Origin of the sequence: Heyndrickxia camelliae, assembly GCF_002844575.1 — a bacterium.
Taxonomy (GTDB): domain Bacteria; phylum Bacillota; class Bacilli; order Bacillales; family Bacillaceae_C; genus Margalitia; species Margalitia camelliae.
The window spans coordinates 1-13,487 of record NZ_PIQO01000012.1; the positions used below are offsets into that span (position 1 = coordinate 1).

Here is a 13,487-nt window from a genome sequence, read left to right on the forward strand (position 1 = left end):
AAACTCTCCAAAAAAGTGTTTGATATAGCTCTAATTTTAACGTTGGCTTCATTTCCAATAAGAAATGAATAAATATTATTTGTTGACGTTTTTGTTTGTTTAGTTTTCAAAGAGCAATTTTGAATGACTACGAAATTAATTATATCATTTTATTTCGCAGAAGTCAACTTCTTTTTAAAAAAGGATATTCTGAAGTGACAACGAAATTAATTATACTTTGTGTTTTCGCAGAAGTCAACTTCTTTTTTTGTATTCCTGTTTTTCAAAAGGACAATAATTAATTTAACACCATACTTCGCAGAAGTCAACAAAAAAATTTGCCCTTTCGTTTATTTTATCTGGGATTGTGATACTTAGTACGATAAATCATCTAGAAGACATCAGAATCGAAAGGACATATAAAATGAATTTTATTCAATAAGTATCTTTATAATAGAAATCTTATTCTCGACATCATTTTTTCGCACACATATAACATTCAGTCTCTTACCAACTTAACAAACTTCCGCTTTCCAACCTGAATAATCGGTTCTTCCTTTATATTCACTAATTTATTTAAATCTCTTATCTTCACTTCATTGATTCTAACTCCGCCATTTTGAATCATTTTCCGTGCTTCCGTTTTTGAAGGTTGCATTTTTAATTCGACCAGCAAATCAACTAATGGTATTGTACCGTTGCCTTGCCATTTAACTGCCGGAATATTTTCAGGCAATGACCTTCTTTGAAATACTGCTTTAAACGTTTCTTCTGCCCTTTCTGCTTCCTCTATATTATAGAAAGTACTCACAATGGTTCTAGCCAAGAACATTTTAGCATCTCTAGGGTGGAGTTTTCCTTTACCTAATTGCTCTTTTACTTGTTTCTTCCGTTCAAGCGGCAAATCCGTTGCGAGTTCAAGATATTTAACAATTAGAGCATCTGGAATAGACATTGTTTTTCCATACATCTCATGTGGCTCATCATCTACACCTATATAATTATTTTCGGATTTTGACATTTTTTCTACACCATCAAGCCCTTCCAATAAAGGAAGTAATAGAACAACCTGCTTTTCCTTTTTGAAATGTTCTTGCAGCTGTCTGCTCATTAACACATTAAAATGCTGGTCAGTACCACCTAACTCTACATCGCTCTCTAATTTCAACAGAATCATATCCTTGCATTAACGGATAGAAAAACTCATGTAATGAAATGGGCTTTCCAGTGGAAAATCGTTCTGAAAAATCATTTCTTTCCAGCAGCCTTGATACTGTAATACTTGAAGCTAAGTAAATAATATCTTCAAGGTTCAGTCTGTTAAGCCATGTTGAATTATAGTGCAGTTCCACTTTCTCCATATCCATTACTTTATTGAATTGTTCAAAGTATGTTTTTGCATTATTTTTTACCTCTTCATTAGAGAGTTGATTTCTAACAGTTGACTTTCCAGTTGGATCCCCTATCTTTCCAGTAAAATCTCCAATAATAAGTTGGATCCTATGCCCGTTTTCTTGAAATTGCTTTAGCTTATTTAAAACTACTGTATGACCTAAATGAACGTCAGGTGCAGAAGGATCTAATCCTAACTTTATCTTTAATGGCCTGTTTTTTATAATGGACATAGCGATTTTATTTTTTAATTCGTTTAACGGAACAATCTCCTTTGAACCATTGCAATATATATCAAACTGTCTCACTTCCATTAATTGTGCGGTTGTCAGTTTTTCTATAAAATTTTCCATTTACCTTTCCTCCTTCTCAAAAATAAAAAACCACGCCCCTAAAAAGGGACGTGGTTTACGAGGTACCACCCTTATTGAAGATTTCTCTTCCGCTCAAATCGAATAAAGGCTCGCCCGTTCTTCACTACTTTACTTTCGCGAAGAAAGTTCATGGAGGTAATTCGTCCTTATCTGTATACTGATTTTCACCAACCATCAGTTCTCTGCAATAGGGAGATAAGACACTACTTTTTCCAATCATAACCTTTATATTGTCTAAAATTCCAAATATTTTTTATATACTAACTGAAAATGAGATAAAAATCAAACTAATATATAAAAATTGTTAAAAATCCTTCTATTCTTATACCCATTTCTTTTGAAATGCCGAAATGCTATCATACTCTTCCTGCAATAACCTCGTTAATCGAATGTAAATTGGTGTTAGATCTTGATAAATGGCAACATGTTCACTATTTGGGGTATGGTGATGGATAGATCCTACCATTTCATTCGCAACCTTAAATGAATCAATCTCTCCAAGACTGTACAAACCAAGAATAGCTGCACCAAGACATGAACTTTCAAAACTTTCCGGGACATATACTTCATGATTAAAGATATCAGACATCATCTGCCGCCATATCTCTGATCTTGCAAAACCACCGGTGGCATGTATTTTTTGTGGTTCTCCAATTAGTTCCACAAGCGCTAAAAGTACCGTATACAAATTAAAAATAACACCTTCCAGTACAGACCTTATAAGATGCTCTTTCTTATGATGCATTCCTAATCCAAAAAAGGAACCGCGAGCATTAAAATTCCACAGAGGTGCTCTTTCGCCAGCCAAATAAGGATGAAAGAGAAGACCATCAGAACCAGGCGTTACCCTATCCGCTATTTCCGTCAGCACTTCATACGGATCCTTCCCAAGCCTATTTGCAGTGGCCACCTCGGAATCTGCTAATTGATCGCGTACCCATCGAAAAATCATCCCCCCATTATTAACTGGACCTCCGATTACCCACTGATTTTCTGTTAAGCAATAACAAAATATTCTTCCCTTAGGATCCGTGATTGGCCGATCAACCATTGCACGAATGGCACCGCTCGTACCAATAGAGACAGCAACCACACCGGGCTCTATTGCGTTAACGCCAAGGTTAGATAATACACCATCCCCAGCTCCCACAACAAAAGGGGTAGAAGATAACAGATTCATTTCATTCGCATAGACTTCATTAAGTCCTACCAACTGATATGTTGTTGGTACAGGCTGTGATAGCTCTCGTTCCGTTAATCCAGCAATCTTCAACGCTTCACTGTCCCACGTCAATGTATGTATGTTAAAAAGACCGGTAGCAGAGGCAATGGAATAATCAATAACATATTTACCAAAGAGCTTATAAAATACATATTCTTTTATAGAAATAAATTTATCCGCACGATTAAACAACTCTGTAAAATCGTTTCGAAGCCAAACTAGCTTGGAAAGCGGGGACATTGGATGGATTGGAGTACCAGTCCGAAGGTAAATTTCATGTCCATTCATTTCCGACTTAATCTTTTTCACCCATTCTGAACTTCTGTTATCTGCCCAGGTGATACATTCCGTTAAGGCTTTTCCTTTCTTGTCTACTGCAATGACACTATGCATAACGGAGCTAAATGAAACACAAAGGATATCCTCTGCGGAAATACTGCTCTTTTGAATGGTTTTCTTGATAGTTTGTATGATAGCCCTAAAAATTTCCTCCGGGTCTTGTTCAGCTGTTTCCGGTGTAGGTGAATACATAGGATATTCAATACTATGGTTGGCTACTACTGTCCCATTTTTTGAGTAGAGAACTGCTTTTGCACTAGTAGTTCCAATATCAACACCTATTACATAATTACGACTCATGATGATTAATCCTCCTTGAACCTTTCACAAAACTTTCCCTACTGTATCCTTACATCCAATGATCTCGCACAACTAAAGCGAATCTCCTAGCAAGCGGTTTCAATTAGAATGTTATTAACTCTATTATTATGCTATACTCCAAATAGGAATGCTAGAAAGGGAAATAGCAATGAGACAAAATTGTTTGCCGACCATTCGGTCCATTTATTCCAAACTGAGTGAAAAAGAAAAGAAAATTGCAGATTATATTCTCGAACACCCTGAGTTGGTTATCCACCAAACCATTAACGAAGTAGCTGATTATTTACAACTTGCTGATGCAACAGTATTTCGTTTTTCCAAAAGAGTAGGCTATAAGGGCTTTCAAGCAATGAAGATAGCACTGGCTTCAGAATTTATTGACTCAGAGCCAAATAATATTATTTCAAAAGCAAATACGGAAGAAAGTAAAAGCCCTACCGAGCTACTATTTAAAACGACGATTCATTCCCTTGAAAAAACATATGAACGATTGGATAATAACGCCCTTTCGAAGGCAGTTGAAATAATTCTGACCGCGAATAGAGTGCAATTTTTTGGTTCTGGACCTTCTGCCATTCTTGCTCTTGATACCTTTTACAGATTCTCCAATGCTGGAATAAATGCTTCGGCTTTTTTGGAGACTCAATTTCAATTACTCACCGCTACCCAGTTAAATAAAAATGATGCAGCAATTGTTATAGCACAATCGGATACCAACCAGGAAACACTTTCTATTTTGGAAGCCATTAAGAAGACAGGTGCCACTATTATTACCATAACAGATACTTCTAAATCTCCAATTAACTTAAATGCAGATATTGCTCTTTATTCTTTTACCGATGAAATACATGAGGCAGGAATACTTTCCTTACGAAGTGCGCAGCTTGTATTGCTGGATGTTCTTTATATGAATACGGTCTCGATGATGAAGCAGAAAAGTCAAAACAAAAACCCCACTATATAAATGTGAGGTTTTTTTGTTTGGCTTTCAAATCATTACACCCATTTTTTCTGAAACGCTGCAATTCTTTGATAGTCTTCCTTTAGAGATCTGGAAACATGAATATAAATTGGTGCAAGTTCCTCATAAATTTGAACGTTTTCCTCTATAGGCTTATGATAATGACTTTCCCCGACCATTTCAGAAACTACTTCGAGCGATTCAACAATCCCAAGACTATATAATCCCAAGATTGCAGCTCCTAGACAAGAGCTTTCAAAGCTTTCAGGCACGGACAATTCTTGATTAAAGATATCCGCCATTATTTGCCTCCACAACGGCGATCTTGCAAATCCACCAGTTGCTTGTATTTTTTTCGGTTCCCCTATCAGCTCTTTTAAGGCAAGCAACACAGTATATAAATTAAAAATAACGCCTTCCAGCACAGCTCTAATCATATGTTCTTTCTTATGATGCAAGCCTAGCCCAAAGAATGAGCCTCTAGCATGTGCATCCCACAAAGGTGCCCGTTCACCGGCGAGATATGGATGGAATAGCAGCCCCTCTGCCCCTGGACTCACTTTAGCAGCTATTTCAGTCAGTAAATCATATGGATCTATCCCCAGCCTTTTTGCTGCTTCTATTTCTGAGGCACCCAACTGATCGCGCACCCATCGAAAAATCATCCCTCCGTTATTAACTGGTCCACCGATAACCCAGTGTTTTTCCGTTAACGCATAGCAAAATATCCGCCCCTTCGGATCTGTAATCGGCTTATCTGTTACGGTTCTAATGGCACCGCTTGTCCCAATCGTAACAGCAATCGAACCTGGTTCTATTGCGTTAACGCCAAGATTGGAAAGTACTCCATCACTAGCCCCCACAACAAACGGTATATTTGCTGGAATCCCCATCTCTTCTGCATATTTTGAATCCATTCCTCTTAGTCTGTAAGTTGTTGAAACAGGCTTCGACAATTGATTAGAAGTAACACCCGCTACCTTCAATGCCTCTTCATCCCAACGTAACTCCTGCAAGTTAAACATGCCAGTTGCAGAAGCAATAGAATAATCGACTACAAATTGGCCAAATAATTTATAGAAAACATACTCTTTTATGGAGATGAATTTTGACGCACTACTAAATAAATCATATTGTTCCATTCGCATCCAAAGAAGCTTAGAAAGAGGGGACATTGGATGAATCGGGGTACCCGTACGCAAGTAAATTTGATGCCCATTCATTTCATCTTTTATTTTGTCGGCCCATTTTACACTGCGATTATCTGCCCATGTAATACAAGGGGACAGCGGTCTCCCTTCGGTATCAACAGCTAGCAAGCTGTGCATTGCAGAACTAAAGGATGCACATACTATTTCGGATGGAGGAATAGTACTGGATGCAATAACCTCTTTAATTGTCTTCACCACAGCATTCATTATTTCTTCTGGATCCTGTACAGCAGTATCAGGAGTAGGAGAGTAAAGTGGATATTCAATGTTATGACTTGAAATAATTTTCCCTTTTTCGGAGAATAATACTGATTTTGTACTGGTAGTTCCTATATCTACACCGATGACATACTTTGAACCCATTTCTTTATACCTCCTAAAAACATACCTATAAGTATATTTGCTCTGTTATTTATATAAATTCCTTTTCCTTTACTCTTAAATATTGTATAAAAAGAAAAATTTTTTCATAGTAAACGAGAAAAACTGGCCTCAAGTTTAATCAACCATAGCCAGTATAATATCTATTAAATAAACACATCAATAATTAATGCTAAACCAAATGCTACGAAGGATAGAATGGTTTCCAATACGGTCCATGTTTTTAATGTTTCTGGTACACTTAGCCCAAGATATTCTTTCACCATCCAGAAGCCTGCATCATTAACATGTGAGAACATTAAGGAACCGGCACCAGTTGCAATAACCAATAGTTCAAGATTCACTCCGGTCATATGCTGAATAATCGGTGATACAATACCAGCTGCAGTTGTTAGAGCAACGGTGGCCGAGCCTGTAGCGATACGGATTAACCCAGCAATAATAAAGGCTAGCACTAATGGCGATAATGAAAAATGTTGTGCCATTTCACCGATTGTATCTCCTACACCACTATCAATCAATATTTGCTTAAAACCGCCGCCAGCTCCAATAATAGCAAGGATAGAACCAACTGGTACAAAACATTCTTCTACTAATGTTTTCATTCGATTCTTATTTAATCCTTGACGGAAACCAAGAAAATAAATAGCCGCAAAAACGGAAATTAATAGAGCGATTAAAGGACTTCCGATGAATCCAAAGAATTTTTTCACCCCACCAGATAATCCAATAAATGGAACTAACGCTGAAAATATCATAAGAATGACAGGTAGTAATATAACAAGGAATGAAATACCTGTTCCAGGAAGTTTCTTGTTGTCTATATCCTCCATTTTAATTAGCCCGGATTCTTGTTCAGGAGTTATACGTTTTGTAATCCATTTCGCAAAAACTGGGCCTGCAAGAATCGCGGAAGGAATCGCAATAATAAGAGAGTATAAAAGTACCTTTCCCATATTGGCATTATAGATTCCAATTGCTGCAATTGCGCCCGGATGCGGCGGAATCAAGCCATGTGCGATGGATAAACCTGCAATGGCTGGCAATCCAATAAGCAATAAGTTTTGCTTCGATGTTTTGTGCAGTGATATAACTAAAGGAAGAACAATCAATATCCCTACTTCAAAAAATACAGGAATACCAGTAATAAAACCTGCAAGAAGCATCGCCCACGGAAGTCTTTTTATCCCGAAAGTACGGACAAAGAAATTAGAGACCTGTATTCCCGCACCTGACTCTGCCATTAATTTCCCTAAAATCGTACCAAGAGCAAGGATTCCAACTAAATGCCCTAAGGTACCACCAACACCTGTTTCAATACTAGTAACAATCTTATCTAGGGATAAACCCGAGAAAATAGCGAGAAATAAAGTTGCAACTAATAAACTTATAAATGCATGCCATTTAAACAATGTAACTCCGATAATTACGATAATAATAGATAATAGTGCTACAACTAAATGAAACATTTTTTCGCTCCTCTTTATTCTGAAGTGTCATTCTTAGATCTTGCATACATATCGCTATAATACCTACTGATTATTTCAAACGTAAAATGAAAGCACTTTCAATACATAAACTCATTATACGAAAGAAAATTTTTTTCATCAATACATTTTGAAAATTTTTTTCATATTTTTCAATTCTGCTAAATTGCAAAATAAAGAGGCTCTGGATACAACCCAGTTAAAGTCCAAAAAAAAACGTATGAAATCTAATTTAAAAAACTTGATTTCATACATTTTTAATATCTAGGCTGAAACCGATTTCAATGTTTTTTTGTCCTATGTCCCAGCCTCTATTTATCTCACAATTCAAATGAGTACTCTCTCTCAACCTTACAAATCCGAACAGAATAATTTTGATACCACTCTTGTTTCCCCTTTTCCTGTGCTATTTTATGAGCCTCATTTTTCTTCCAATTACTAATAGCTTCTAAAGACTCCCAATAAGAAACAGTAATACCTAGCTCATTATCCCTTGCACTTTCAACACCTAAAAATCCTGGCTGCTTGGAAACTAAACGTTCCATTGCTTCTGCCATTTTTCCGTATCCTCTGTCACCTGTTGTTCTTTGCGAAATAAATATTACGGCGTAATATGGCGGCTGAAAAGTTCTCTTATTTCCATTCATATTGTTTTCCTCCATTTAATTAAATATCGTTAAATGAAACTAATTTAACGGACTCCAGAGCTGTTATTTTTGTCTAAGAAGCTCCGTTTTCCTATCTTCACTGCTATAGAGTCCCGTTATACTGTTTTATGAATAAAGGTACTCTATGTTCGCTAAAGCTTCCAACTGGAAGTTTTTTATGAAAATAGCGGATTCAATGTCGGACTCAAAAAAACTCATGGTTCGTAGTCTTCGGGATTAGGAAATCCACGAACTTCCACAATTCTTGCATGAATATGCTTACCATTTTATCTATTATGAAAGTCCCATCTACTACGCTAAATCGGAATTGGGTTTGATCGTATTTAGCTTTTCGAGGTATGCAAATCTACCATTATTTAATAATCTCTCATATCAAATTGAACATCTTCGATAGGGCTATTCTGAAAATCGCTTATTATTCACGTGCTTATGCAATATCTATGGTATATCGATAAATACAAATTTATATGTTCACTTGCTCGCGAATGTTTATATGCAACGGAAGTCTAACACAATAAATTTCAGAGATTCCGCGCGCAGCAATTCCTAATCCGCAATAAGAGAAGTCAATTCCCCTTCATCATAATCAGCCCCATTTTCCATCGATTTGAGCATATCATCCGGCTTATTAAAATGGTTAATCATTAAAAAAGAGAGCTTTCGAGTTGCCTAATTATTCGTTGAGAACCTTGGTTATTATTGTTTTTCTTCCACCTGAAACAGGAGCAATTACAATAATAAATGGTGATTTTCCTTCAACCATATTTTCCTCCTCACAGTTTAAGTATCCCCTAATCAAGGAATCTATTATTATTATGCAGTACATACACTTAAAAAAACTCATTTAATCCGTTTACAAAATAATCGTATTCCTTATAATTAATTATTTTCTCCCCGTATCCCTCAAAGAAAATTTGCCTATCAATTTCATCTTGGAACAAATTAGGTTTCGGACGAATTGCTATAGAAACATCATATCTAGGATCTCCATAGGCTCCACCGCTCCAATCAATAATGCCTGTAATGATTCCATCAGACACTAAAACATTATCAATCGTATAATCTCCGTGGATTAGTGTGTTTTTACCAATTCTAGGTTTACTTGTTTTAATTTTTTCTAATAATGCTATATCTCCTTCCACCTTATAATGATTCAAATTATATGCAGCAAGTAATAACATATTGTCACTCCACGGCCGTACAGTCTTTAGTTCCTCAGGGCAAGGTATTGTATGGATATTGAATAAGGTTTTTCCATAATTAAATATCATTTCTCTTCTCTTGTTCCTATTCTCTAGATTAGAAATAGCAGTCCTTAAAGTCTCTCCCTCAATACATTCCATCAAAGCCCAGCACTGATCCAGTTGTTTTTGCTCAACAAACATTTTCACTTTAGGAATTGGAAGATTTGTTTCATTGGTTAAACAATTTATTACAGATATTTCTTTGTTTAACCAAGAACAAAATTGCTTTCCCATCGTCCTTTTCAACACATAGATGCCCTGATCACTTTCAATAATGCCTACATTAGAAGTATATCCCTGCCTTGGGAATCGAACGGAGTGAACGTTTCTTACATACTCTATTATCTCCATTGGAATTTCTCCCATTTGAAACGGTTGCAATTCTGACACCTCTCCCTATATATCTGAAACCATTGATGAATACATAGAACAGTTACAAGGTTTAATACCCCAAGCCTTCGTCTATAAATTCTAAGTCCCTTTTTCTATACGCCTTTTCCCAATCTGTATTTAAAAAATTCACCCAACCAGAGTGCATATTCCCGCTTATATGCTTTATTAAGATTGCAATATTGTTAGATTCTTCACTGGGCTTCCAATGTAATTCCTCTTCAGATAGTTGCTTAAAAGCCTTCTCCGCTCGTTCCTTAAAATGCTGAATTACAACGGAAAGATATTGATTTTCTAATTCACTCAAGTCTTTCCCTCCCTTTTTTTAAAAAATTATCAAGAGATATTCATTTTCTACGATTCCCTTAACTATCCTGTTTTGGACATCAAGTGTTAAATAACTTTCACTATTTACACGAGGGCACTAAAGCTTATTAAGCTATAATAAAAGTAGAACAACTTTTCTCTAACGCACAAAATAAAGGAGATATTAAAAATGTTCCTTTCAGAACTTAAACAAGAAGAAAAAACAGCTTTTCTTGAATTAGCTTCTCTTATCGCTAAAATTGATCATAAACAAACAATTTATGAAGATTCCATTTTAAACAAATATAAAAAGGAAATGGAAATTGATCATTATAAAATACAAGGGTTAGAGATGGAGGACATCCTTAAAGTTTTTAAGAGTGAACGCTCCAAAAATATTGTTTTAGCGGAAATCCTTACCCTTATCTTTTCAGACGGGGTTTTTCATGAATCAGAAAGGGAATCCCTTCAATTGATTAAAAAGCATTTCGGGTTTAAACCTAGCGAATTTTCAAGTTACAAGGACTGGATAGATAAAATTAGAGAGTTATCAAGCCATGAAGAATATCAAACAATAGGATAGTTTTATCGCCAGCTTACAAAGAATGATTGGAAAATCGAATCCAATCATTCTTTTTTCATTTTCTTCCCCAACATTTTTATATAGGAGTACAGTTAATTGAATATAGATCCTAGTTATACGAAATCGGCAGGAAAAATGTTGCATTGTTCAATTAGAAATAACGCAAGAAATCATCTTTTCTATAGTTTCATTCCTGAAACATTTCTGAAGCATTTCTTAACAGTTTTTTTAAAAAGCTTTAATACCCCCTTAATGAACGTCCAATATAATGAATGTAGATAATTTAAAGGAGGCTCGCATAATGACAATCCAAATAGTAGTAGATGAAATTTTGGGTGGAGGAAAAATAGAAGTCACATTGGCAAAATATATTGGTTTATCTCTGACGAAAAAGGACGTGCAAATTGTCAAAAATGCAGTAAAGAAAAAAGATGAGCAACAAATATACCACGCTGTTCAAACTATTTTGCAGAAACCTCGTAATCGAAAACTACTGAATTAATTTGCAGCTTCCTGCCATTTACCGATTTCCTAGTAATATAGGCAATAATCTTAAATTGACCGATTCTAAAAGATAATTCAGGCATAACCCGGAAAAATTCTGCCAAACCACTATAAAAAAGGCCCCGCCAAAGCGAGACCCACATTTACATTTCCTATTCATACAAATGGCAAGCAACATAATGCCCGCTTCCGACTTCTTTCATTTCTGGGTCTATTTCCGCACATTTTGCGGTTGCAAACGGGCAACGTGAACGGAAGCGGCAGCCTCTTCCTATTTCTAATGGACTAGGCAACTCACCTTGTATGGACTCTGTACTTGCCCTTTGTGCTTTAATTGGATCTGGAATTGGGATGGCGGATAAAAGTGCTTTTGTATATGGATGCAGCGGGTTTTGATACAATTCGTTACTATCCGAAATTTCAACCATTCTTCCTAAGTACATGACACCAATCCGATCCGAAATATGGCGGACCATCGAAAGATCATGGGCAACAAATAAATAAGTGAGACCCATCTCCTCCTGTAAATCCTTCAGCATATTGATTACCTGAGCCTGTATGGAGACGTCTAAAGCGGAGATCGCCTCATCACATAAAATAAACTCAGGATTAATCGATAATGCCCGCGCAATGCCAATACGCTGGCGCTGACCACCACTGAACTCATATGGAAATTTCTCCATATCCTGCTTGTTCAGACCTACTTTCTCAAGCAATTCCCCAATCTTTTCTCTTCTTTCTTTTTTTGATAGATTCGTATGGATCTCTAAAGGCTCCTCAATAATCTCCCCAACATTCATATACGGATTAAGGGAGGAATAAGGATCCTGAAAAATAATCTGCATTCTTTTGCGATAAGGTTGTAGTTCTTTTGAATTTAATTGTGCAATATCTATCCCATCAAAAATAATTTCTCCATCAGTCGCATCATATAATCGATTAATGGTTCTGCCCAGCGTTGATTTCCCACAACCGGATTCACCGACAAGTCCAAAGGTCTCGCCTTTATTTATGTAGAAAGTCACATCATCGACTGCTTTCACATATTGATTCTTTTTTTGAAGAAAAGATGATTTTATGGGAAAGTACTTTTTCAAATGGTTTACCTCAATGAGTTTTTGCTTGTTGTTATCACTCATTGTTTTCCTCTCCTTCCCCAGCTAAAAAGCACATACTTCTTTGTGTATCCGAAAAATTTTTGTAAGCTGGCATGTCTGTAAAACATTTTTCCATCGCTAGCTCACATCGTTCCGCAAAAGGACAACCTTTCGGAAGATTATTTAAGGAAGGCGCAGATCCTTTAATTGGCGGCAATCTACTTTTTTCTGCCTTATCCATTCTCGGAATGGAGCTTAGTAGCGCTTTTGTGTATGGATGCTTAGGAGAATAAAAAATTTCAGTAGCTGTACCTTCCTCCATAATCATCCCGGCATACATTACCACAATCCTGCTACAGAGGCTCGCTACCACCCCTAAATCATGGGTAATGAGGACGACAGACATATCATTATCACTTTTTAACTTTTTTAATAGATTTAAAATTTGTGCCTGTATAGTGACGTCCAAGGCAGTTGTCGGTTCATCGGCAATTAATAACTTTGGATTGCAGGATAATGCCATAGCAATAAGCACCCTTTGCCGCATACCTCCGCTAAACTCATGTGGATATTGATTTGCCCTTGTTTCTGGCGATGGAATACCGACTCTTCTTAACATTTCAACGGCTTCCTTTTTTGCCTCTGGCTTTTTCATTCCTCTAACTCGTACAAGCAACTCAATAAGATGGTCCCCTACTTTTTTTAGCGGATTTAAAGCAGTCATCGGATCTTGGAAAATCATTGCAATTTCTTTCCCTCTAATTGCTCTTTTTTCTTTCATGGAAAGTTTCTCAATATGCTGTCCATTTAAGATTACTTCTCCGCTATCAACCTTCGCAGTTTTCGGAATGATCCCCATTATGGATTTCATTAAAATACTCTTGCCACTACCAGATTCGCCAACAATTCCTAGAATTTCCCCTTTTTGTACAGATAGGTCTATCCCGCGAATGGCTTCAAGCCTTGTTTTTCCGTCATAAAAAGTGGTCTTTAAATTCTTTACAGTTAATAACGAGTCACTCATAACA

At 36.5% G+C, this 13,487-nt stretch carries 11 protein-coding genes, 1 pseudogene and 1 other annotated feature; of the genes and pseudogenes, 3 read left to right on the forward strand and 9 right to left on the reverse strand.

Translation table 11 applies throughout. From position 1 onward, the window contains the following. Window positions 1-478 precede the first annotated feature (478 nt). Together tyrS and gntK (CWO92_RS14955) are read right to left on the reverse strand one after the other, a co-directional pair. Window positions 479-1,724, reverse strand: a pseudogene (gene tyrS / locus CWO92_RS14950) (tyrosine--tRNA ligase). Between the two features lie 41 nt (window positions 1,725-1,765). Then, window positions 1,766-1,974, reverse strand: a binding site (T-box leader). A gap of 93 nt (window positions 1,975-2,067) precedes the next feature. After that, a complete protein-coding gene (gene gntK, locus CWO92_RS14955) occupies window positions 2,068-3,606 on the reverse strand; it encodes a gluconokinase (RefSeq protein WP_437177556.1) in 1,539 nt (512 codons plus the stop codon). A gap of 169 nt (window positions 3,607-3,775) precedes the next feature. Between gntK (CWO92_RS14955) and CWO92_RS14960 the strand changes: the two genes are divergently transcribed. Then, the gene (locus tag CWO92_RS14960; RefSeq protein WP_158175307.1) at window positions 3,776-4,591 is read left to right on the forward strand and encodes a MurR/RpiR family transcriptional regulator; all 816 of its coding nucleotides are present in this window, start codon (window positions 3,776-3,778) and stop codon (window positions 4,589-4,591) included. Window positions 4,592-4,623: 32 nt separating this feature from the next. Here CWO92_RS14960 and gntK (CWO92_RS14965) read toward each other — a convergent pair whose 3' ends face one another. From gntK (CWO92_RS14965) to CWO92_RS14985, 5 genes are all read right to left on the reverse strand, one after another. After that, window positions 4,624-6,162: a gluconokinase gene (gene gntK, locus CWO92_RS14965; RefSeq protein ID WP_101355021.1), complete on the reverse strand. Its 1,539-nt coding sequence runs from the start codon at window positions 6,160-6,162 to the stop codon at window positions 4,624-4,626. Between the two features lie 164 nt (window positions 6,163-6,326). Then, a complete protein-coding gene (locus tag CWO92_RS14970) occupies window positions 6,327-7,649 on the reverse strand; it encodes a GntT/GntP/DsdX family permease (protein ID WP_101355022.1) in 1,323 nt (440 codons plus the stop codon). A 338-nt stretch (window positions 7,650-7,987) separates the two neighbouring features. Next, the gene (locus CWO92_RS14975) at window positions 7,988-8,314 is read right to left on the reverse strand and encodes an antibiotic biosynthesis monooxygenase family protein (RefSeq protein WP_101355023.1); all 327 of its coding nucleotides are present in this window, start codon (window positions 8,312-8,314) and stop codon (window positions 7,988-7,990) included. 851 nt (window positions 8,315-9,165) lie between these two features. Continuing rightward, on the reverse strand, window positions 9,166-9,960 hold the full coding sequence (locus CWO92_RS14980; protein WP_101355024.1) for a phosphotransferase family protein: 795 nt from the start codon (window positions 9,958-9,960) through the stop codon (window positions 9,166-9,168). A 61-nt stretch (window positions 9,961-10,021) separates the two neighbouring features. After that, window positions 10,022-10,276 (reverse strand): DUF1572 family protein, encoded by a 255-nt coding sequence (locus CWO92_RS14985; RefSeq protein WP_101355025.1) that lies wholly within the window; start codon window positions 10,274-10,276, stop codon window positions 10,022-10,024. A gap of 189 nt (window positions 10,277-10,465) precedes the next feature. On the opposite strand from CWO92_RS14985, the gene CWO92_RS14990 reads away from it, so the two are divergent. Both CWO92_RS14990 and CWO92_RS14995 read left to right on the forward strand, forming a co-directional pair. Next, window positions 10,466-10,858, forward strand: coding sequence for a hypothetical protein (locus CWO92_RS14990; RefSeq protein ID WP_101355026.1), 393 nt, complete (start codon window positions 10,466-10,468; stop codon window positions 10,856-10,858). 301 nt (window positions 10,859-11,159) lie between these two features. After that, a complete protein-coding gene (locus CWO92_RS14995; RefSeq protein ID WP_101355027.1) occupies window positions 11,160-11,360 on the forward strand; it encodes a hypothetical protein in 201 nt (66 codons plus the stop codon). 154 nt (window positions 11,361-11,514) lie between these two features. Here the strand turns inward: CWO92_RS14995 and CWO92_RS15000 are convergent, their stop codons facing one another. Together CWO92_RS15000 and CWO92_RS15005 are read right to left on the reverse strand one after the other, a co-directional pair. Next, entirely contained in the window at window positions 11,515-12,501 is a 987-nt protein-coding gene (locus tag CWO92_RS15000) for an ABC transporter ATP-binding protein (protein WP_101355028.1), read from the reverse strand. Continuing rightward, window positions 12,494-13,483, reverse strand: coding sequence for an ABC transporter ATP-binding protein (locus CWO92_RS15005; RefSeq protein WP_101355029.1), 990 nt, complete (start codon window positions 13,481-13,483; stop codon window positions 12,494-12,496). Before CWO92_RS15005 ends, CWO92_RS15000 begins: the two co-directional genes overlap by 8 nt. Window positions 13,484-13,487 lie beyond the last annotated feature (4 nt).